Here is a 21,392-nt window from a genome sequence, read left to right as displayed (position 1 = left end):
GAGCTCGAGCGGTTCATCAGCCGCCTGACCTGGAAGTTCATTGCCGTACGCCATCGACCGGACGATCGATCTCCGCGCCTCGACCAGGAGGTCGGTAGTCGCCGCGTTGTGGCGAGCCAGGTCGCGACGCCTGCGAGGACGATCAGCACGCCGTTGAGGCCCCTATCCTCCGCCTCGCCGCGGTGCGCAGTCGCTTGCCGCCGTTGGTCGGCACGGCAATCGAGCGGTTTGGGTGACTGTGTCATCCTGTTCGGGTGACGGATGGGGGCGATGGTCGCGCTCTCGACGTCTTCGTGTCCTGCGCCGCGGATGGGCTCGGCTGGGCTGAGTGGATCGCGGGGGCGTTGGAGGGCGCCGGGCATCGTGTCACGCTCGGTGCCTGGGATGAGGTGCCCGGCACCCATCGGGTTTCCTGGCTGGATGGGGTGACACAGCGGGCGCGGCGCACCATCGCGGTGGTCTCGGACGGCTATCTGGATTCGCCGGCGGCGTCGGCGGAGTGGGGTGCGGCCTGGTCCCCGCGGATCATGGATGGGGAGCGGCGGCTGCTGGTCGCGCGGGTGACGGACCGGTCGATTCCCGGCCTGCTCGGCCAGCTCGTCCCGATCGATCTGGTGGGGCGCAGCCCGTTGGCCGCGCGGGCCTTGCTGCTCGCGGCGGTGCGCGGCGAGGCCGGGCAGGTCGAGGCGGCGCCCGGTCGTACGCCGTCCACCGGCGGTCCGGTGGAGGGCGGGGAGGGACGGAGTCTCCCTGCCCAGCAGGGCATCGTTGGCGAAGCGGTGTTCCCCGGGGAGTTGCCGGCGGTGTGGAACGTGCCGCGGGTCGCGGCGCGGTTCGTCGGTCGGCCGCGGGCGCTGGGCCGGCTCGACGAGGCGATGTCGGGCGGCGGGCTGGTCGCGGTGACGGGCCTGGCGGGGATCGGGAAGACGAGCCTGGCCGTCGAGTACGTCCACCGGCAGCGGATGGAATTCGACGCGGTGTGGTGGGTGCCGGCGGGGCGCCCGGAGCTGGTCGGTGAGCGGGTGCGGGCACTCGCGCCCGCACTGGGCCTGCCGGCGCACGCGGAGCCGGCGGCGGTCCTGGCCCGTCTCGATGCTGCTGACGGCCGCTGGTTGCTTGTCCTCGACGACGCGGCTGGCCCCGTCGAGCTGCCCGGCTGGCTGCGGACGTCGACCGGGGCGGGTCGGATCCTGGTGACGTCGCGCACCGACGACTGGGAGGACGCCGGGATGGTCGTGCCGCTCGGCCCGCTGGAACGGCCGGAGTCGGTGGCCCTGCTCGCCGATCGGCTACCGGCGGTGGACCGGGCGGTCGCCGGGCAGATCGCGGACCAGCTCGGAGATCATCCACTCGCCCTCGATCAGGCGGCGCACCGCATCCGCCAGGCCCGGGCGCCGGCGGAGACGTACCTGGCGGCGCTGATCGAGCGGCCGGCTGTCGTGCTGGGCCAGGGTGAGGTGCCGGGTCGGCCCGGGGTCACCGCCGCGACGCTGTGGGACGAGCCGCTGCGTCGCCTCGACGCGGACGCGCCTGCCGCCGGTGAACTGCTGCGTCTCGCCGCACACGGCGACGGCTCCGTCCCGATGCCGCTGCGGCTGCTTGTGGCCGACCCGGAGGCGATCGACAGCGGGGAGCTGCGTGCGGTCGCGGCTGATCCGTTTGAGCTGGCCGGCATCGTGGCGGACCTGGAACGGTCCGGTCTCGCCCATCGGGACGGTTCCGCGCTGGCCCTGCACACCCTGGTCCGCGCCGCTGTTCGCGCCGACACGAGCCCTGAACAGGCCGATCGGCTGGTGGACACGCTCGGCCGGATGCTGCACACGGCCCTGCCCGAGGACATCATCGCCACCCCGGACGCCTGGCCAGCCTGGCGTGAACTCCTCCCGCACACCCTCGCCACCGTCGAGGCCACCGACCCCGCCGCCGACACACCCCACACCGCCTGGCTCGCCGAGCATTCCGCCGCCTACCTCACCGAACAGGGCCACCCCGAGCAGGCCGAGCCGCTGGCCGCCCGCGCGGTGGCCGCCCGCGAACGTCTCGACGGCGCCGACCATCCCGACACGCTCACCGCTCGCGAAACCCACATCCGCGCCGCCCTCAACGCCGACCACCTCGCCGAAGCCGGCCCCCTCGCCGAACGCAACGCCACCGACCGCGAACGCGTCCTCGGCCCCGACCACCCCGACACCCTCACCAGCCGCGAAACCCTCGCCCGCGCCTACCAGCGAGCCGGCCACCTCGACCACGCCACCGACCTGTTCCAGCAGAACCTCGCCGATCGCCGCCGCATCCTCGGCGAAGACCATCCCGACACCCTGGAAAGCCGCCACCGCCTCGGCGCCGCCCTCGACGACGCCGGCCACGGCGACGAGGCAACCCGCATCCTGCGGCCCACCCTCACCGACCGCGAACGCCTCCTCGGCGCCGACCACCCCGACACCCTCAACACCCGCCACCAACTCGCTGCCACCTACCGGCGAATCGGCGCCACCGGCGACGCCGTTGCCCACGCCGAACCCACCCTCGCCGCTCGCGAGCGTGTCCTCGGCCCTGAACATCCACAGACTTTCGACAGCCGTCACCAGCTCGGTGTCACCTACCATCAGGCCGGCCGCCTCGCCGACGCTACCCAGGAACTCGACCAAGCGTTCACCGGTCGCGAGCATGTCCTCGGTCCCAGCCACTCCCGCACCCTCGACAGCGCACACGCCCTTGCCCGCACCCACCTCAAGGCCGGACGGCCCGAATCTGCCGTCCCCCTGTTCGACCGGGCCCTGGCCGGCCGCGAACGCGCCCTGGGCCCAGACCATCCGGAGACTACGGAAACCAGAGAGAGCCTCGCCGTCGCCCATCTGGCGGAAGGTCGGCCAGACGAGGCCGTCATCCACTTCGAACGCGTCCTTGACCGCCACGAACGCGTCCTCGGTCATGCGCATCCACGCGCCATGGAAGCCCGCGACGATCTCGCGGCCCACTACCGCGACGCCGGCCAACCCGAAGCGGCCCGCCACCACCTTGAGCGCCAGCTCATCGCACGCGCCCGGACCGACGGCGTCGCCGACGAACGCACCCTGCGCACAGCCACCGGCCTCGCCGAGGTATGCCGCGACACTGGTCGGCTACCCCAGGCCGTGGATCTCAGTGAACGCGTCCACACAATCCGGAACCACACCCTCGGCCCGGACCATCCCGAAACCCGCGCCAGCCGAACCAGCCTCGCCGAGACCTACCGCCAGGCCGGCCGGCATGCCGATGCCGCTTCTCTCGGCCGCGACACCCTCACTGACGCGATGCGCGATCACGGCCCGTATCACCCGGACACCATTCACGCCCGCCGGGCTCTCGCCGACGTCATTCACCACCAGGACGCAGACAGACCGCCCCCACCTGAACGGCCACCGACGTCCGAAACCGGGGATTACCGTGTCGGCCCGTAGCCGGATGGGCCGGTTACCTGCCAATCACGATGATCCGTCAATGTGTGTCCGGGGACCCGCCGTCGTCACCGTTCGAGGACGTGTCCGCGTCATCGGGCGGGCGGCCGAGCCGCTCCAACTTGTCGAACAAACGCGACCTCGGGTCACCAGGCGCATCCGCCTGCTCGGCGGCACGCTCCCGCTCCTCACGGGCACGCGCGTCTGCCGCCGCGTTCGCCTTGTCCCGAAACTCCCGCATCATCTGATCAAGCTCTCGCTGGCTCCACTCCCGCTCCTGCTCCGAAGCGAGGCGGTTCGTCAACTCGTTGTCGTCGCGGGACTGCCAGGTGCGGGTGAACGAGCCGTCCCAGTCAACCGGGCGCAGCGGCGGACGGCCCCCGGCCGGCGCATCCGGCGGTTTCGCGGAACCGCCCCGTGGCGACTCGGCCGATTCGGGACCTGCATCAGCGTGGGTGTCCGGCGGGGGCGGGGTTGCATCCCGGTCGGCGTCGGGGGCCTGGTCGGGGCCGGGGTCGCTTGGAGCAGTGGACACGGTCGTCCTTCCTGTGGCTGGCACCGCCGGTAATGATCCCACTCCGCCCGGTCCGCCGGGTGTCCGAGGGGCAGCCAGCCTCGGCCTGACAGATGGGGAGGGGAGGGGAGGGGAGGCCCTGGCGGGCTGCGGAGACCGGCCGGGTCGGGCCCCTGACCGGGGCCCAACAGGCAGCTCCTGCAGGCGAGCTCTCCTGAATGCAAGGCCGAATGGCAGAGGGCCTTGCTAACCGCTATGGTTTCCAGGAAACCTGTTGACGCCGTCAGTGGGTATCTACGGGCGGAAGGGGGAGTCGTGGAAGACGACGACAGCAACGCCCCCCTGCCCGAGATCGAGATCTCCGACGAGGACGTGCTGGCCTCAGTGGACGCCGCGTTGGCGGATTACGAGGCGGGCCGGTACGTGGTCTGCGACCCCGAGACCTTCGAGCGCCTGCTGACCGGCGCCCCCTACCTCGCGGATGCGGGCTGACGCTCGAGTTATCCACTGAGACATGACCGCCGCGCATTCTCCGGCTCGGGGTTGGCCGCCAGTCTCATTCTGGGCGCCGCCGTGGCCGAGGCTGACGACTGATCGGGCCTGACGGACCCGCCGGGGTCGATGAACCTTCGCGCATTCTCCAGGCCGTGGCGACGACGGTCAGGCGCAACCTGCGCATCGCCCCTCCCGGCTCCCGGGGTGGTTCGATGGGCCCTGTGACCCTTTCGCGATTCACCCGGCCCAGCCCATGGCTGGTTACCGGGGCTTTCCTGGTCAGCGGGGTGACACACCTGGTGCGTCCCGCCGTTTTCGAGCCGCTGATACCGCGGGCGCTGCCCGGTCCCCGGGCGATCGTCTACGCCAGCGGCGTCGCCGAACTGGTCTGTGCGGCCGGGTTGCTGACGAAAGCCCGGTGGGCGGGACCGGCCAGCACCGCCGTGCTCGTCGGGGTGTGGCCGGGGAACCTGCAGTCGGCCCTGGACGCCACGGCCCAGGCCCGCCAGGGCGGCGGCCGGCCCCGCGACGTCGCTCAGGCCGCCGTCCTGTGGGCCCGCCTGCCGCTCCAGATCCCGATGATCCGCGCCGTTCTGTCCACCTCCCGCCGCTCCACGTAACGCTGGGTGACAGGTGCGCCGTCGGTCCAGGTACGTGAGTTGAGTTGGCGCACACCGGTTGCTGACGGTGTCATAGAAGCGCTTGAAGATCTTCTACGGTCAGGCCCGCGTCCGTGAGTATCTGGCGAAGTGTTCCTTTGGGTAGGTCTCGTCTCGCGTGGACCGGAACGGTGACGTCATGCCCGTGGGGATCGGGGTTGCGAAGTCGGTGATGGCTTCCTTTGACCCGGACCAGCTCGAACCCGGCCTTCTGTAACGCCCTGACGACGTCCTTACCGGGGATCGACGGAACGGGTGGCACATTCAGCTCAGGCGACGTCGAGCATGATGGTGAACTCGTCGGGAGCGCCGTCGTCTTCGAGGATCATGAGGACGGCCTCGTGCAGATCCGCCAGTGCGTCCTCGCGCGTGTCCCCGTTGCCGTTGCACCCGACCCGACCGACGTAGGCGTGGGCGCACCAGACACCGTCTTCGTCCTGCTCCACCGTGTAGGGGATGTGCACCGCCCGACCCATGCCAGTCAGGATAACGCGCGTCGGTTCCGTACGGTGGCCGTGCGATCGCCCGCTTGGCGGGTCTGGTCGGTGTCCGCGACCGGAGGAGCGCTACGGAACTGATACCCCCCTCCAGTATTAGGACGCCAGGCCGGCCAGGCTGGTGTTCTCGCCCGCGGCGCGGTGGCGGTTGGTGACCCAGGCATCGGGCAGGGTTACCCATTCGCTTTCGGTGATCAGTTGGACGAGGGCGCCGTCGAGGCGTGGTGGGCGGGTCGGCTCGGTCGTCGGGCACAGGACCCAGACCGGTCGGCCGTCGGCGCGGGCCCGTTCGGCCAGGGCGAACAGCACGTCCAGGCCGCGGCCGTCGTAGCGGCCGAACACGCCGGCGTCGTGCAGCAACAGCGGCGCCGGTCGACCGCCGGGCCCAGTGCGGTCGGCGGGGTCGGCGGGAGCGTCGCGGTCAGCGGGGGCGTCGACCAGTGCGGTGAGCTGCGGCGCGGCCCGGTTCCAGGCCGTTCGGACGTACTCGGCGAGGTTGCCGGCCGCGCGGCTGCCGGGCTCCGCGGCGTCGGCGCGCAGAATCGTCGCCCAGGTCGGTCTGGGCCGCGGGTCGACTTCGGCGTGCAGCGCGTCGAGGAACACGGCGGCGACATCGACCGGCTCGGCGGCGAACCGGTGCGGCCGGGTCAGCTCCGCGCGGGCGGCCAGGTAGTGGTTGCGCCGGACGGTGAGCGCCCGGAAGCCGCCGGCTTCGGCGGCGGCGGTGAGCCGCTGTTCGGCGAGGGCCGCCGCCGCCCGGTCGGGGCTGTCGAACACGGTGCGCGCCGGCCGGCTGCCCAGGCCGGTGGCCTGGCGGACGACCGGCGTCGCCCGCGAGCCGAGCCCGGTCGAGGAGAGCAGGCCGTGCGGCGGCACGTAGCCGTCGCGGGCCGCGTTCCACTCGAGGATGAACCCAGCCGCGGCCAGCGGGGCGTCGAGCGCCGGGTGCGCCGGCAGTTCGGTGGCGAGGCCGGGGAAGCGGTTCTGCACCCGTTCGCGGATGGTCGCGACGTCCGCCAACGGCCGGTCGGGCCGCTCGTCCGGCCCGCCGGGCTGCGGCGGGACCGGCACGCCGGCCTGGGCCAGGCGCAGCGCCCGGACGAGATCCAGGTCGCGCGGGTAGATCTCCAGGCGGGCGTTGGTGGCGGCGGTGCGCGACGCGGCGGCGGCCAGCCGGACGAGGCGCTGCTGGTCGAGCGTGGCCAGGCCGGCCAGGCCGGCCAGCCCGTCGGCGGCCCCGACACCGGCGGATCCGGTGCCGCCGTCCGCCAGGCCCTCGTCGTAGGCGTCGCCGGCGGCCGGCCCGGTGCGGACCGCGGCGAGCTCCCGCAGCACGGTCGCCGGGGCGGGCAGCTCCTCGGCCCGCGCGAGCCGGTCCGCGGCCTTGCCCAGGGCGATGGCGTACGCGAACAGCGCGGGCGCGGCCGGGGTGAGCGGGCCGTCGTCCTCGGCGGCCTCCAGCGCGACCAGCGTCCGGTCGTAGAACCTGCGGCGGGCCAGGCACGGTTCGGAGTCGAGGTCGACGGTCTCCAGCGCCGCCCGGACCACGGCGGCGGCGAGCGCGTGACGCTCGGCCGGCGAACGCTGGCTGCCGTGGCGGGCGAGCACGGCGGTGGCCAGCTCGTCGAAGCCCATCACCCGGCCGGCGTCGCCGAGGATCTCGACGAGCTCGTCGCGCACCGAGCGGACCGCGTCGTCGGCGTGCCAGGCCCTGCGCCGCGCGGTCAGCACCTGCGCGATCCGGCCCGACGTCACCCCGACCCGCTCGGCGACCTGCTGCTGCGGCGCCCACAGGGGTAGGTCCGGCAGCGCGCCCGCGGCGTCGGGCAGGCCGAGCAGCAGGCGGGTCGCCTCGCGTTCGGTGGCGTTGCGCCCACCGGACAGGGCGTGGGGGAGCAGCCGGTCGGCGAGGGCCTCGACCGGCATGCGGGCGTAGTCCACCGCCATCGCCATCACCGACGGCGCGTCGGCCGGCTGCTGCCCGGCTGGCGTCGGCTGAGCCGGCGTGCCGGCCGGGACGGCGGCGGCCGAGGCGGCGGCGAGGGCGCGGCGCCACTGCCGGATCCGGGACTGCAGCTCCTGGCGGGTCTTCGCGCCGGTGCCCGGCAGGCTGATGATCTCCTTGGAGCCGAGGGTCAGCAGCACGCCGACGGTCGTCACGTTCAGCCGGTGCGCGGCGGAGACCGCCCGTGGTGACAGACCCGCGGCCTCCAACGGTGTGTCGGCGGCCGCCGCCACAGCGGCCAGGTCGCGGGCCTGCTGGGCGGCCCTCTCGTCGGCGGCGGCACCCGCAGCGCCCGCCGGGCGCGTCCCCGCCGGGTGGATGTTCGGGGTCGGGTGGATGCTCGGGGTCGGCGGGGTGGAGTCGGCGGCGCGGAAGACGGCCTGCCAGGCGTCGCGCATGTCCTTCAGGGACGCGAACCGCCGCGCCGCGTCCCGGTTGAGCGCGCGCGGGAAGAAGGAGGCCAGGCCGGAGCGGATCGCCGGGTCGAACGCCTCGGTGGCCACCGTCGGCGGGCCCGCGGTGAACCGGGCCTCGGCAGACCCGTCGCCCCACAGCGGCAGCTCGCCGGAGGCCATCTCGTGCAGGGTGACCGCCAGGGCGTAGCGCTCGGCGTGGTCGTCGTAGGTGGTGCGGGTGCCGGCGCCGAGGAACGGGTCCAGGTAGCGGGGCGTGCCGGCGGCGGTGTCGCGGACCGAGATGTTGGCCAGCGAGAAGTCGATGAGGACCAGCTGGTAGGTGCGGTTCGGCCGGCGGCGGATGACGATGTTGTCCGGCTTCAGGTCGCGGTGGGCGACGCCTTCGCCGTCGAGGTAGTCGACCGCGCCGAACAGGTAGTCGCTGTAGGTTTCCAGCTCGTCGACCGAGAGCCGGCCCTCGCGCAGCTTGCGGGCCACGGTCTGCTCGCCGGCGTGGTCGAGGACGAGTACCGCGCGCCCGCCGACGACCAGCGTGTCCGGACGGGCCAGGCGGATCACCCGCGAGTCGTTCAACCGGCCCAGCACCGACGCCTCATGTTCCAGGCGCGCCGCCCGCTCGTCGGACAGGGCGATCTTGAGGACCTCGTCGCGGTTGGTCTTGTCGTTGTGGGCCAGGAAGGCGCGGCTCGTCGAACCGGTGCCGAGGCGCTCCCGGATCCGCCACTCGCCGCCGACCAGGTCGCCGCGCTGGGCCTCCAACGGGTCCGTCTCGGGAACCTGCTCGTCCCGCTGCGCCGCGGGTGGGTCCGTCGGCGGGCCGCCCACGGCACCGTCGCCCGCGCTGCCGTCGCCCCCGGTGCTGCCGTCGCCCGCGGTGCCGTCGCCGGGGGTGGCCGCCGGGACGTCCGGCGGGGTGAGCTCGTTCTCGGCGAGCAGCAGCCAGTCGAGCAGTTCGCCGACGCTGGCGTAGCGGTTGTCGGGCAGCGGGCAGGTCGCCTGCGCCACCACGTCGTTCGCCGCTTCGGACAGCGAGTCGACGACCTCGGCCGGATGCAGGCCACCTGCCTGCTCCAGCCGCGCCTTCAGCGCGTTCGGGCTGTCCGCGGGCGGCCGGCCGGTCAGGATCAGGTACGCCAGCGCGCCCAGGCCGAACACGTCGATGCCGACCGGGTCCGGGTTGGGGGCGCCGATCTCGGGAGCGAGGTAGCCGGCGGCGGCCAGCTCCAGATGGGGCAGGAAGCGGGCCGCGGGCTCCACCGCCAGTTCGCGCGACGTCGTCGTCAGCGTGCCGGTGCCCGAGCCGGCGTCGCGGGCCGCCGCCTGCCAGTCACTGATCATCAGCCTGGGTGCGAGCCAGCCCTGCCCGCCCCGGCTCCCGGACGGCACGACCAGGACGCTGCGGGCGGCCAGCGTCCGGTGGTAGAGATGCCGGCCGTGCGCGTAGGCGACCGCCTCGGCCAGCTGGCGGATCATGAGCAGCCGGGTGCCGGCGTCGAGGCGGTCCCCGTACCGGTCGAGATAGTGGTCCAGGCGCATCTCGTCCGGCCGGTGGCGGAAGATCAGCGCCGGGCCCGCCTCGTGGCTTTCCAACCCGTCGACCTGGACGATCCCCGAATGGTCGATCCCGTGCAGGACCAGGAACTCGCGGCGAGCGACCGCCTCCCGGTTCGCCCGCTCGGCCTCCCCGGCGGCCCGCTCGACGAGGTAGATCCGCACCCGTCGCCGCTCGGAGGCGACCTGGGTGTGGGCGGCGTGGTAATCCTGCCAGGTCGGACCGGAGTCGAACGCCGGGAACTCCAGCTGCCAGGAGCCCACCCGCTGGTGACGCCGGCTGCGGGCGATCCCGGCCGCCGGCAGCAGTTTCGCCAGGGCCTTCGACAGCCCGGGGGTGACCCGCTGCCGTTCGTCGCGCAGCGGCGCGTCCAGCAGGGCGGACCAGATCGACGGCAGCATCACGCCGCCCCTACTGCCGCCGCTGCCGCTCTTGCCGGTGTTCCCGCTGGCGGCGCCGCCCGGGGCGCCGCGCTCGGGGCCGAAGACCCAGTGGAGCTGGTGGTCGTCGAACTCGACCCGCAGGGTCGGGTTCGACAGGAAGACCGCGGGCTGGATGAACGGGATCTTCGTCCTGCTCGCGCGGCCGGCGTTCTCCAGCAGGGACCGCAGCTCCTTGGACTTCTGGTTCGCCAGGTGCAGCGGGTTGTCGAAGATCCGGGTGTTGCCCGAGTCGCGGTGCTGGGTCCAGTTCGACCCGGACGCGGTCAGCCGGCCGACGAGGCTCTTGATCTCGATGAGGTAGACGCCGCCGCGGGCGACGACCAGCAGGTCGACCTCGCGGATGTGCCCGGTGGTCGCGGTGAAGGTGAAGTTCGACCAGGCCCGGTACGGCTCGGCGTCCGGCAGCAGCAACCGGACGTGCTCCAGCGCCTCCCGCTCATGCGGGAACTGCGACGGCGTGACCGTCTCCCACCGGCCCTGCCCATCACGCACCCCGTCACCCCGTCGTGTCCGCGGCCCTGCCCCCAGCTGCCGCGCCCGCTATGTCGCTACCCGTGACATTAGCCCTGATCTTTGCACGAATGGGCGGGGGATCATGATTTTTTAGCCGCATCGTGGCGGATCCGCTGCGTGATGGAGCTGGGGTTCTGGCAGGGGCGGGTGTAACCCTCCTGCCTATCTGGACGGGTGAGGCGACAGATCGGCAACGATGGCGGGTTGTGAGGCGGTGGGGAGTGGTGGCGGTTGGTCGGGCGAGGATCCGACGACGCACCCTGACGGGCGAGGAGGCGGTCGGAGGTACCGGCGGCATCGCGTCGGGCGACGGTGGTCGAGCCGGCGCCAGCGCCGGGGTGTTCGAACGTCCCGATCCGCCGCGGTTGCGGGTGGTGTCCGATGACGTCTATCCCGGTTGGGAGGAGATCTATCGCGACAACGTGGAGCGGGTGTATAAGATCATGTTTGCGAAGGTGGGGAACCGTCCGGACGCTGAGGACCTGACGGCCGAGGTGTTCATGGCGGCGCTGCGTCCCCTGCGGGTGTCGGCGAGCGTCGGTGAGGTGCGGGCGTACCTGGTCGTGACCGCCCGCACGGTGCTTGCCGCGTACTGGCGGCGCACCCTGGGAGTTGCCGTCACCACGCTCGACGAGGATTCCGCCCAGACGATGTTCACCACCGTTGGCGCCCCGGCCGGCCCGGCGCTGGACAACCCCGCTCGCGCGGAGGCGATCCTCGCCGCTCTGCCTGACCGGTACGCCCGTATCCTGCGGCTGCGATTCCTGGAGGCGTGCACGCTGCGGGAGGCCGCCGACGAGCTCGGGATCACGGTCGGGAACGCGAAGGTTCTCCAGCACCGCGCGCTGCGCCAGGCGGCCCGGCTCGGCGGCGAGATGACCATATGAGCGGGCGGGGACTGCGCCGGTTCGTCGAGGACCTGATCGGCCACCGGCGGCCCAGACCGTTCGACGCGGGCCCGCAGGACGCCGCCGCCCTGCGCGCGGCGATCACATTGCGGGCCGCCCGACCCGGCAGCGACATGCCGAGCGAGGAGTTCGTCGAGCGGCTGCACCGGCATCTCGCCGCCGCCGAGGCCGTCTCCGGCAGGGCTGTTCCCGGCGGGGCCGTCTCCGATGGGGCCGTTTCCGGCGAGGCAGCTTCCGACAGGGCCACCTCCGACAGGGCCACCTCCGACAGCGCGGCCGCTGGTGAGGACGGCGCGGGGAGGCAGCGCGGGACGCGGCGCCGGTTTGTCCAGGCCACCTCGCTCGCGGCCGGATCGGCGGCGATCGGGGCCGGGGTGGACCGGGCCGTCGGCGAGCGCGGCCCGGGCGACGGTGACGAGGCATACCCGCCGGTGGCCGGACCGGAGCCGGTGGCCGGGTCCGGTGCCGCCCTGGTTCCCGAGGCCGGCATCTGGCGGACCGTCGCCACCACGCAGGACCTGCCGGAAGGCGGGGTGCGTGCCTTCGACACCGGGACCGTGGTCGGGTTCGTGCGACGGACCGACGGTCGGGTCCGCGCGATGTCGGGCATCTGCACGCATCAGGGCTGCCGGCTGGCCCTGGACCCGGCGCAGCAGCGGCTGAACTGCCCCTGCCACCGCATGGCCTTCTCGCTGACCGGCGAGGTCGTGCACTACAAGCTGCGGACCCCGCCGCGTTCGCTGCCCAGCCTCACCGTTCGCGAGGTCGACGGCGTCGTGCAGGTCTACGTACCACCCACCCCCACTTGACATCCTCCTCCGCGTGAACGCGGGGGATTCCAACATCTACACGTCCACCAGGAGAGGGGGTGTGCAGTGTTGAGGTTCGCGGTTCACAGGCCGCCCATCGGCGTCGCCTCCCCGCGCAGTCACCCACGTGGTTGCCCACTGATGCCCCAGGGCGATGTTGCGTGCCGCGTTCACGTCCGCGTGCACCTGCTGCCCACAGCCCCGGCAGCGGAAGACGGCTTGGCTTTCGCGCGCCTCCCGATCCCGGGTCCCACAGCTGTTACAGGTCTACGACGTCCACGCAGGATTGATCTTCTCGACCCGGCCGGGAGCCTTCTGTTCCAACCGGGCGACGAGCAGCCCCCAGCCGTGGGCGAGAATGCTCCGATTCAGCCCGGCTTTCTGCCGCACGTTGCGCCCCGGCTCGGCGACGGTACCTTTCGCCGAGCGGGTCATGGCCCCGACCGGCAAAGCCTCGACCCGGATCAGGTCGTACCGGCGGGCCAGCGCGGTACTGGTCTTCTCGACCCAGTCCTTACGCCGGGCGGCTTCTCTGGCTTTCACCCGGGCGATCTGCCCGACCAGCCGGGCCCGCCGCTGCGACCCCCGCCTCGCTCGAGCGAGGCGGCGTTGCAACCGGACCAGCCGGGTCGCCTCGCCGGGGCGCAGCCCGGGGCAGTGCAGCAGCTCCCCGGTACTCAACGCCGCCGACACCGCCACACCCCGGTCCACCCCGACAATCCCACCGGTGCCCGGGGCGCCAATCGGGTCGGGGACAGCGGCGAACGCGACATGCCAGCGACCCGCACGATCCCGCGTCACCCGGTAGGACCTGGCATCCGGGACGCTGCGGCTACGGCGGAACCTGACCCAGCCCACTTTGGGGATCCGCACCTGCGACCAGCGGCGGTTGACCTGCCGCACATCACCCGACCTGACCGCGACGATCCGGAAACCCTCACCCCACCCGCGTCGACGCCACCCCGGCCGCCGATGCGACCCGCCGAAAAAGTTCGCCCTCGCGGTCGCGAAGTCCCACAACGCCTGCTGCTGCACGATCACACTGCCCGCCGCCAGCCAGTCGCACGCGCCCCGCGCCGCGGTCAACTGCCGATTCCACTCGGCATAGCCGGGAGCGGGGCCACGCCGCGGGTTCCACCACGACTGCCGCTCCACACACAGGTTCCACACGAACCGCGCATGCCCACAATGCACAAGAAGAACCTCTTCCTGCGCCGCATCTGGATACAACCGGAACCTCGACACAAACCGATCCTAACCCACCAGGACCGTGGAGAAGAAGGTTCTGAGATTCCCGGACTACCCGCGATCCCAGATCGCCGAAACCATCAAAGAAGACGACTATTCCACAAACAGGGAAATCATCCACCTGTTACGCGTCGCGTTCGCGCGGCGGTTCGCCTGACGGCGAATCACCTACCCCTGCCCCGCTCCGCGGGGAGCCGGATTCCTCCCCGGCCTGACGGCCAGGGCATCCTCCGGAATTCTCGGTGAACACCCTCACGTGAACACCCGCACGTGAACACCGCCATGGAGCGCCGCTTGCCACCGGGTGACCGCCCGGGCCGTGTAACCACCCCGGCTATTGATAACCGCGACGACAGACGCGGTCCACGCGCCGACACGGTGGGCCCAGGGCACTGGCCCGGACGACGGGCCGGAAAGGCAGCTAACCGATGTGGTGTTCTTCCGTAATGCGCCGACCACGGAGGCTGTTCGCGGTCGCCGCTCTGGCGGTGGCGCTCCTCGGCCTTGCGGCCTGCGGCGGCGGGTCGGGCGGCGCCGCGGCGCCTGCGTACGCCCCCGCCTCGACGGCGACGTCACCGGCCGGGGCGGGCGGTGGCACGATGCCGACCCCGATGCCGAGCATGCCCGGGATGGCGACGGGCGCGCCGGGCACCGGTGGCGCGACGGCAACCGGAAAGCCGGTGTCGACGACCAGGGTGGCAATCCAGAACTTCGCGTTCTCGCCGGCGACCGTCACGGTGCCGGCCGGCACGACGGTCACCTGGACGAACCAGGACTCCGAGCCGCACACGGTCACCGCGAAAAGCGGGGCCGGTCCGAACTCGCCGACCCTCGACCAGGGGGCGACCTACCAGTACACGTTCACCAAGGCCGGTCAGTACGCCTACCTGTGCACCATCCACCCGTTCATGCTGGGCACCGTGGTGGTGACCCCGTGAGCGCCGGCGACGGGCGGGACCCCCGGGGTTCCCGGCCCGGCGCGGGGGACCGGCCGGGTGGCATGAGCCGGCGGTAGCTGGCCCGCCGCGGCGGGCCAGGCTCACCTGCTTGGCCAGGGTTGCCGTTTCTTCGCGGGGATCTCCGCGACAGCGGCGGAGCCCCGCGCGGGCCGGTGAGGGGCACGGCACCGTACGGCGCCGTGCAGGCGCCCCAGGCGCTCATGCCGTGGACGGCCAGCTGGTCGAACATGCCGTGCGCGGTGCTGGCTGCGGGCAGGGACGCCAGCTCCACCGCCGGTTCGGCGCGTTGGGGCCAGGCGAGGGTTATGTGCGGCCGGAAACGATCATCCGTGTCGTCGGTGATCTCGTCGTATCCGTAGGTCAGGAGCTGGCGCCGGCTGGCGGCGCCGGCGGCGCCGTGCTCGTCGAGCACCCTGGCGAGGGATGTTCCCGCGGGGTCGACCTCGCGCTGCCGGCCGCGCCGCAGCGGCTCGAACGCCGCCACGACCCGGCGCTGCAGATCGAACCAGGCGGGCGAACGCTCGAAGTAGAGCTCGGGAGCGCCGTGCGGATTGTGCGCGTACTCGCTGCCGACGGCGGCCACCGGCGCGGCGGCACCGGCCACCTCGCGCAGGGCGCGCAGCACCGCGGGCAGGTCCGCCACGACGGCCGCGAACATGAAGATCGAGACATGGGGTGCGCAGGTGCCGGGGCCGCCGTCCGGATCGGGCCCGTCCAGGAGGAAATGGGATGGATTGCCGGCCCGCCGCATGCGTGTGGCGAGGGATCGACTCTCCCGAACGGTGCGTGCGGCAAGGCTCGGCGGCGGAAGAAGCACGACGTCGAGTACTTGGCTCGACCGTGCGTGGAGTGGATCCGGAGTGGACGCTGGCACGCTGGAATCCTGTCGCAGCGGAACCTGCTCGGGCGGCACGCCGGACTAATGTACCAGGACGTCGGTCACGACGACGATTGCCAGGCCGACGAGCAGGGCCGGCGTTCCGACCCGGACACCTGTTTTCGTGTACTCCCAGGGACTCACTCGAACCTCCAAACGGGCCGCGGTACTGCGCCACAGCAGGCCGGCGAGCGCCCCGTGGAGAACAAGTACCGGGCCGAAGTTCACCCCGAACAACAGCGGCCAGATGTGCTCCGACCCGGAATGCAGACCGGGCAGACTGATGAGCAGCGCGGGCAGATTGATGAGCAGCGCGGGCAGATTGATGATCGTGTCTGCCGCCACGATAGCAAACAGTGCGGTTTGCAGCTGGGCGACCCAGCCCTGGCCGTCGAAGATGTTTGTCAGTCCTAAATGTGGTGCCGCGGCGGTGGCCACCAGCCCGAGCCCGGTGGCGAGGCCGGCGGCACCCCAGGGGACGTCCCCCAGGCGCAGGTCGCGCGTCATGGCCACCAGCACGATGTCGGCGATCAGCGCGACGGTCCACGCCTTGACCTCGAGCGCGTCGCCGACGGTGAAGCCGATGACAATGAAGATCACTATAGGAAGGCCCAGGTAGAGCGTCCGCCGATCCACCGGCTCGTGGACCGGCGGCGCGGCGGCCGCGGCCGCGGGCAGGCGCCGGTAGCCGAGCCAGCCCACGACGACGGCCGCGAGTGACGCCGGGCCGAGGTGGACGAGGAAATCCTCGATCCCGAGGTCGAGAGTGTCCGCGGCAATAAGGTTCGTCAGGTTCGAGATGGGCAGCGCACTGGATGCGAGGCAGGCCAGCAGGACCGGCTGGAAGGCGAGTAATCCGGCATCGAGGCCGTTTCTTCGAGCGAGTCGGATATACAGCAGGGTGAGCAGCACCACAGATGGCTATGAGCGTTTCCTCTGCGGGGTGTGGGAGGCCTTCCACGGCTTCGCCGCCTGGCTGATGTTCGGCGGGGACCTGATCGGCCACAACGACTCCGACCATCACGAGAAGATCATCAAGTTCAACGAGCTCGTCGCGACCTGCGTGATCTACCAGAACACGCTGGACATCACCAACGTCGTCAACCAGCTCGTCGCCGACGGCCAGGTGGTCGAACCCGACGACCTGGCCACCGTCAGCCCCTACCTGCGCGAGAACGTCCGCCGCTTCGGCGAATGGGTGCTCGGCACCACCCCGCCCGAGCAGGCCGTCACCCGGCTCGACGTCACCCTGGCCGGCTGCATTAGGGAGCTTGTCGGGCTCACCAGGCGGTCAGGTGGTGCGGAACAGGCGGGCGGTGGTGGCGATGTCGGTCAGGTCCTCGATGCGGCGGGCGTCGCCGCAGATCGCGGGCAGGTCGGCCGGGTCCTCGGCGTCGGGGTCGGTGACCGTGAAGACCCGGAACCCACGCCTGGCGCGGCGCGCGCCAGGCGTGACCCAGGCGTCGTCCAGCTCGGCCTCACCATCGGCGCTGATCACGATGTCAGCGCGGGTGCGGCCGGTGGCGTTGTACTCGGCTTCCAGCAGCCGGGCGGCAGCGTCCAACGCGGACTGGAAATCGGTGCCGTCGCTCGGGAACGTCTCGGCGAAGCGGTCGACGGGACGGTCCGGGGGTCTGGCTCGTCGGCGCGTCGCCGGCCGCATCACGTCTGCCCCGATCCAGCGTTCCGTGGGCGAGTTTCAAGGATGATCGGGCTATGGTTCGAATCGCGGCTGTCGGAGATCTGCATGCAAGGCCTGGGGCTGCGGCCCGACTTCGGCCGGTGTATCGGCGTGCGGTCGAGGTGGCCGACCTCCTCCTTCTTGCCGGCGACCTCACCCAGGACGGCGGGACCGATTCCGCCGCGGAGGTGTGCGATCTGTTCGGGGGCCTGGATTTGCCGGTGATCGCCGTTCTCGGTAATCACGACTACGATCGCGGCGAAGAAGCGGTATTGGCCGAGATGTTGACAGATGCGGGCGTGACCGTGCTGGAGGGGGCCGCAACGGTCGTCGACACTGCTGGGGGACAGGTCGGGATTGCCGGCGTCAAGGGATTCGGCGGCGGTTTCGCTGGCTGCACGGTCGCCGAGCATGGCGAGAAGGAGATGAAGGCGTTCGGTCGGCATGCCGCGACGACCGCGCAGGCGTTGCGGGACGCGCTGGGGCAGCTTGACGTTGGCCTGCAGGTGGCCCTCACGCATTACGCTCCCACCCGGGACACCCTTGTGGGTGAGCCGTTGGAGCTGTACCCGTTCCTGGGCAGCCACCTGCTCGGCGCGGCGATCGACGGCGAACCCGTGTCCTCCGCAGAGCGCAAGGCAGAAGACCTCCATACGACCGGAACGCCGGACGACGAGATGGACGGCGGCCAACCACACAACCTGGTCCCAGGCAAGCGGCGCCAGGTGAGACTGGCCCTGCACGGCCACGCGCATTACGGGACCGAAGTCGGCGTAACGCCCGCCGGCACGGCGGTCCGTAACGTGGCCGGGCCGGTCATCGGCGCCCCGTTCGCCGTATACCAGCTTCCGGAAGTGGTCCGTATCAGGTGACGCACGACGACCAGTGCGCTCGAGCAGAGCCGACAGACGACCGTGGACGCAGACCCCTCGACCCAGGTTGAGTTGAGCGCCTCGCATTCGACCCCGTGCGCTGGTGAGCAGAGTTTCAGTGGTCTCGTAGTTCGTCGGAGTGGAGAGTCGGCATGCAGATGGTCTTGTCAGTCACCCTCCAAGGTCTGGTCGACCAAGAGAAGCTGGCGGTCCTCCACCGTGCTCTGAACCTGACAGGCCGCAGTCGGTTGGAAGACGACGATGATGCCGACGGATCACCCCCACGAGCGTGGGGAGCACCTTTCTGACCGGGTCTTTTCTGGGGCTTCCGGGGTCTGTTGTGATTTGAGGGCGAGTCGAGGCGACCGGATGAGGACCGGCGAGCTTGGTGATCATTTTTTTGAGGGCTGGTTGAGAGTGCTCGGGTGGCGGCGCGGGCGGTCAGTGGCCGTCGGCTGCAGTTTGTCACGGGCCCCGTCTCGGCTCCGAGGCCGACAGCCCTCTCCACGCCCGTGGGGTGATCCGTGGTGCTGAGGATGAGTTCGCGGCTGCTGGCGCGGCGCTGCCGCTGGGTACGCCGGGGGTCGGGATCATCGATGGGCATCGGCCGGCGACAGCGGGCCGTGGCGGTCCGGCCGGCGCGGCGGCGGGTCGCGGTGGGCGGCCTCGTCGGCCGGCGCCGGTGTCTGCACGCCGCCGGGGACAGTCGCGCGCTGCGCGTCGGGTTGCAGCCAGGCCGCCCCGGCGGGCGGGCCAGGGTGGCCCAGCAGGTAGCCCTGACCGTAGAGGATGCCCGCGGCCATGGTGGTGGCCAGCTCCGCCGGAGTCTCGATGCCCTCCGCGACGACGCTGCCCCCGATCTCGCCGGCGACCTCGACCAGGCCGGCCGCGATGGCGCGGCGGGCGGCGTCGGCGTCGATGCCCCGGGTGATGACGCAGTCCAGCTTGATGATGTCCGGGCGCAGGTGGAGGAGCTGCTCCAGGCCCGCATAGCCGGTGCCGATGTCGTCGATGGCGATCCGCGCACCCCGGCTGCGCAGCATCTCGACGGCTCTCAGCAGATGCCTGTCGGTTCCGATGTGCTCGTGCTCGGTGATCTCGACGACGAGCCGGCCGGCCACCGTGTCGGGAAGCAGGTCCAGCAGGCCGGCGGAGATGGTGGTGGGGGAGGCGTTGACGGCCAGGGTGAGATCGCGGGGAAGCACGGGCAGGACGGCGAGCGCCCGGCGGATCGCGAGTCGTTCCAGCTCGGTGCTCAGCCCGACGGTGGCCGCGTCGGCATACCAGCGTTGCGCCCCGCCACGCGTGCCCGGGAACCGGGACAGCGCCTCCACTCCGATGATGCGCTGGTCGGCGAGCCGGAAGATCGGCTGGTAGATGATCTGGGGGCCGCCGCTGTCGATGAGGTCGCTGACCTCCTGCCAGATCTGGCGCCGCCGCGCCCACATCTCATGCAGGTCGAGGACGGTGTCGCTGAGGAACGCCGCGAGCAGCCGCAGGAAGCGCCCGTCGCGGTCGGGCCTGGCCCGTCGGGCCTGGTGCCCGATGCAGCAGAGGATGCCGTACACCCTGCCCTCGCCGTCGATGATCGGCGCCGAGACGTAGGAGCCGATGCCCCGCTCCCTGACGTCGCGGTGGCCGGCGAGGCGCGGATCGGCCCGGGTGTCCGCGACGATCTCGGGCAGCTCGCCGGCCAGCGCCAGCCCGAGCAGGGAGTCCCGGCGGCCGACCGTCGCGCCCGCGTGCAGCCCGAATTCGGCGACATCCCCGCTCAACACCTGCAGGACCAGGCGTTCGTCCTCGACCCTGGCCAGCGCGGCGAGATCCATGCGTAGCTGGCGGCGCAGGATCTCCAGGAGATCCGCGATCACCATGTCCGGTTGGGACAGTTCCGTCCCAGCGGCGGCCATCGCCAACGCGGGCACCATCCGGACCACCTCCGCGGCGAGTATGCCCGCCGTGACCTGCGGTCATGCCGGACGGCCCCGACGGGTGCCAGGCGGCGACGGGTGGGCAGGCGGCGACGGGTGGGCAGGCGGGCGGAGCCGGGATCCGGGATCCGGGCTGTGGTGTCAGGCCAGCGCGGCGATGACGGTGTCGCCGATGAGTTCGGCGAGCTGGGGTGGCGCACCACGGCGGGTCCGGATGTGCAACGGCTCGGGGGCGACCGCAGGCAGGTCGTCGCGCCGGACCAGGCCGGGCGGGACCGGGCCGACATCGGCGAGCAGGGCCACCCCGACTCCCGCCCGGGCGGCCTGCAGCACCCCGGCGAGATGACCGGCCTCACCGACCACCCAGGCGGTGCGCCCGACGCGCGCCAGCGTGCTCAGCGCCTGGCTGCGGATCGTGCACGGATCGTTGATGGCCACCAGGGGCAGCGGGCGGTCCGGTGGCGGCGGCGTCCAGCCGGCCGCGGCGTACCAGGCCAGCGGCAGGGCGCCGGCGGGCCGGGACATGGTGGCGCGGGCCGCGCCGATCAGCACGGCGACGTCGACCGCGCCCTGGTCGAGTGCCTCGGTGAGGCGAGCCCCCCGGTCGAGCCGGAACTGCACCCGCGCATCCGGGAACCCGGTGGTCAGCGCCGCCATCCACAGCGGCAGCAGATGATCCGCGGCGTGCTCGGTGGCGCCGACGGTGATCGTGGACGGTCGGGCCGGGCCGTTGACGCCGAGCTGCTGGAGCGTGCCGTCGTGCAGGGCGAGGATCCGTCGTGCCGCGGCGAGCAGGAGCTCACCGTCGGGGGTGAAGCGGGTGGCCCGACCATCCGGCTCGACCAGCGGGCGCCCGACCGTCTTCTCCAGCCGCCGGACGTGCTGGCTCACCGCGGACTGCGAGACGCACAGGGTCTCCGCGGCCCGCCGGAAGCCGCCGCTGTCGGCGATCGTGATGAGGCTGCGCAAAGCGTTTATGTCGAGCACGGAGGACACAGGGCGCACGATACACCAACCGATCGCAAATCCTGATCGGTGCGATCGCGGATCCGCGTTGGACAACCGATGGAAAACCCACGATTCTCATAGACATGGTCGGCGAGTCGCGCGCAATCCGGTACGGGCAGGTCAACGCCCCTCGTGCCGGCTGTGCCGTCGCCGTCCCGCTGCCACGGCGGATGTTGACTCGTCGACGGGTCGTCGATTTCGGCATCCTCGCGTCGTCCTGTTGTCGCTGCCGCTGACGCGGCTTGCACCGCCGGCCCCAGCCGGATCCGGGCGCTGCCCCGACCTCGCCTGACGGCGTCGGCCTGAAAACGCCGCGGCCGCCCGGGCGTCCTCCCCTCCTGCTGCAACCGCCGCGTGCCGGTCGTCCCGGCCTGCCGCGACGTGCGGCGCCGCCGTCCTAGACGCAGGTCGAGCCCCGCACGTCGCGACAGCGTGGTGGGCTTGGGTCAGGCGGCGCCGCCCTGGTGGGGTGCGGTGCACCTCGGTCCGCAGCCCAACCCGCTTCAGGCCCAGGCGTTTCCCGCCCAGCCGCCAGCCGCCAGCCGCCGCCCGCCTTCCGTCCGTGCCG

15 protein-coding genes and 2 pseudogenes are annotated in these 21,392 nt (G+C 72.1%); 8 read left to right on the top strand and 9 right to left on the bottom strand.

From position 1 onward, the window contains the following. Positions 1 to 254: 254 nt before the first annotated feature. Entirely contained in the window at positions 255 to 3,440 is a 3,186-nt protein-coding gene (gene fxsT / locus NBZ83_RS03375; protein WP_261574301.1) for an FxSxx-COOH system tetratricopeptide repeat protein, read from the top strand. A gap of 37 nt (positions 3,441 to 3,477) precedes the next feature. Here the strand turns inward: fxsT and NBZ83_RS03370 are convergent, their stop codons facing one another. Beyond that, entirely contained in the window at positions 3,478 to 3,972 is a 495-nt protein-coding gene (locus NBZ83_RS03370; protein ID WP_261574300.1) for a hypothetical protein, read from the bottom strand. A 294-nt stretch (positions 3,973 to 4,266) separates the two neighbouring features. Between NBZ83_RS03370 and NBZ83_RS03365 the strand changes: the two genes are divergently transcribed. Then, positions 4,267 to 4,443, top strand: coding sequence for a hypothetical protein (locus tag NBZ83_RS03365; protein ID WP_261574299.1), 177 nt, complete (start codon positions 4,267 to 4,269; stop codon positions 4,441 to 4,443). A gap of 224 nt (positions 4,444 to 4,667) precedes the next feature. Beyond that, positions 4,668 to 5,066 carry a DoxX family protein gene (locus NBZ83_RS03360; protein ID WP_261574298.1) on the top strand — a complete coding sequence of 133 codons (399 nt, stop codon included), beginning with the start codon at positions 4,668 to 4,670 and terminating at the stop codon, positions 5,064 to 5,066. Positions 5,067 to 5,136: 70 nt separating this feature from the next. Here NBZ83_RS03360 and NBZ83_RS03355 read toward each other — a convergent pair whose 3' ends face one another. The 3 genes from NBZ83_RS03355 to pglW form a co-directional block, all read right to left on the bottom strand. Beyond that, a complete protein-coding gene (locus NBZ83_RS03355) occupies positions 5,137 to 5,367 on the bottom strand; it encodes a type II toxin-antitoxin system HicA family toxin (protein ID WP_261574297.1) in 231 nt (76 codons plus the stop codon). Between the two features lie 7 nt (positions 5,368 to 5,374). Continuing rightward, the gene (locus NBZ83_RS03350) at positions 5,375 to 5,569 is read right to left on the bottom strand and encodes a type II toxin-antitoxin system HicB family antitoxin (protein ID WP_261568354.1); all 195 of its coding nucleotides are present in this window, start codon (positions 5,567 to 5,569) and stop codon (positions 5,375 to 5,377) included. Positions 5,570 to 5,698: 129 nt separating this feature from the next. Beyond that, positions 5,699 to 10,510 carry a BREX system serine/threonine kinase PglW gene (gene pglW / locus NBZ83_RS03345; protein WP_261574296.1) on the bottom strand — a complete coding sequence of 1,604 codons (4,812 nt, stop codon included), beginning with the start codon at positions 10,508 to 10,510 and terminating at the stop codon, positions 5,699 to 5,701. 242 nt (positions 10,511 to 10,752) lie between these two features. On the opposite strand from pglW, the gene NBZ83_RS03340 reads away from it, so the two are divergent. Then, on the top strand, positions 10,753 to 11,418 hold the full coding sequence (locus NBZ83_RS03340) for an RNA polymerase sigma factor (protein ID WP_261574295.1): 666 nt from the start codon (positions 10,753 to 10,755) through the stop codon (positions 11,416 to 11,418). Continuing rightward, positions 11,415 to 12,248 carry a Rieske (2Fe-2S) protein gene (locus NBZ83_RS03335; protein ID WP_261574294.1) on the top strand — a complete coding sequence of 278 codons (834 nt, stop codon included), beginning with the start codon at positions 11,415 to 11,417 and terminating at the stop codon, positions 12,246 to 12,248. The genes NBZ83_RS03340 and NBZ83_RS03335 overlap by 4 nt, the downstream gene beginning before the upstream one ends. A 36-nt stretch (positions 12,249 to 12,284) precedes the next feature. On the opposite strand, the pseudogene NBZ83_RS03330 reads toward NBZ83_RS03335, so the two are convergent. Then, positions 12,285 to 13,493 (bottom strand): annotated as a pseudogene (locus tag NBZ83_RS03330) (RNA-guided endonuclease InsQ/TnpB family protein). A gap of 449 nt (positions 13,494 to 13,942) precedes the next feature. On the opposite strand from NBZ83_RS03330, the gene NBZ83_RS03325 reads away from it, so the two are divergent. Beyond that, positions 13,943 to 14,434 (top strand): cupredoxin domain-containing protein, encoded by a 492-nt coding sequence (locus tag NBZ83_RS03325; RefSeq protein WP_261570907.1) that lies wholly within the window; start codon positions 13,943 to 13,945, stop codon positions 14,432 to 14,434. On the opposite strand, the gene NBZ83_RS03320 is transcribed toward NBZ83_RS03325, so the two are convergent. Next, the gene (locus NBZ83_RS03320) at positions 14,403 to 15,329 is read right to left on the bottom strand and encodes a hypothetical protein (protein ID WP_261574293.1); all 927 of its coding nucleotides are present in this window, start codon (positions 15,327 to 15,329) and stop codon (positions 14,403 to 14,405) included. The genes NBZ83_RS03325 and NBZ83_RS03320 overlap by 32 nt on opposite strands. Before the next feature lie 45 nt (positions 15,330 to 15,374). Further along, a complete protein-coding gene (locus tag NBZ83_RS03315; RefSeq protein ID WP_261574292.1) occupies positions 15,375 to 16,247 on the bottom strand; it encodes an ArsB/NhaD family transporter in 873 nt (290 codons plus the stop codon). Between NBZ83_RS03315 and NBZ83_RS03310 the strand changes: the two are divergent. Continuing rightward, positions 16,132 to 16,515 (top strand): annotated as a pseudogene (locus NBZ83_RS03310) (Tn3 family transposase); the annotation flags it as partial. The gene NBZ83_RS03315 and the pseudogene NBZ83_RS03310 overlap by 116 nt on opposite strands. 533 nt (positions 16,516 to 17,048) lie before the next feature. After that, positions 17,049 to 17,885 carry a metallophosphoesterase family protein gene (locus NBZ83_RS03305; protein ID WP_261574291.1) on the top strand — a complete coding sequence of 279 codons (837 nt, stop codon included), beginning with the start codon at positions 17,049 to 17,051 and terminating at the stop codon, positions 17,883 to 17,885. A 590-nt stretch (positions 17,886 to 18,475) separates the two neighbouring features. On the opposite strand, the gene NBZ83_RS03300 is transcribed toward NBZ83_RS03305, so the two are convergent. Both NBZ83_RS03300 and NBZ83_RS03295 read right to left on the bottom strand, forming a co-directional pair. Further along, positions 18,476 to 19,813 carry a sensor domain-containing phosphodiesterase gene (locus NBZ83_RS03300; protein ID WP_261570903.1) on the bottom strand — a complete coding sequence of 446 codons (1,338 nt, stop codon included), beginning with the start codon at positions 19,811 to 19,813 and terminating at the stop codon, positions 18,476 to 18,478. A gap of 144 nt (positions 19,814 to 19,957) precedes the next feature. Next, complete coding sequence (locus tag NBZ83_RS03295; protein ID WP_261570908.1) at positions 19,958 to 20,812, bottom strand: LysR family transcriptional regulator; 855 nt, start codon at positions 20,810 to 20,812, stop codon at positions 19,958 to 19,960. Between the last annotated feature and the right edge of the window lie 580 nt (positions 20,813 to 21,392).

Source organism: Frankia gtarii (assembly GCF_025403375.1).
Taxonomy (GTDB): domain Bacteria; phylum Actinomycetota; class Actinomycetes; order Frankiales; family Frankiaceae; genus Frankia; species Frankia gtarii.
The sequence above is the reverse complement of the archived record's forward strand: the minus strand, read 5'-3'. Positions and strand labels throughout refer to the sequence as shown.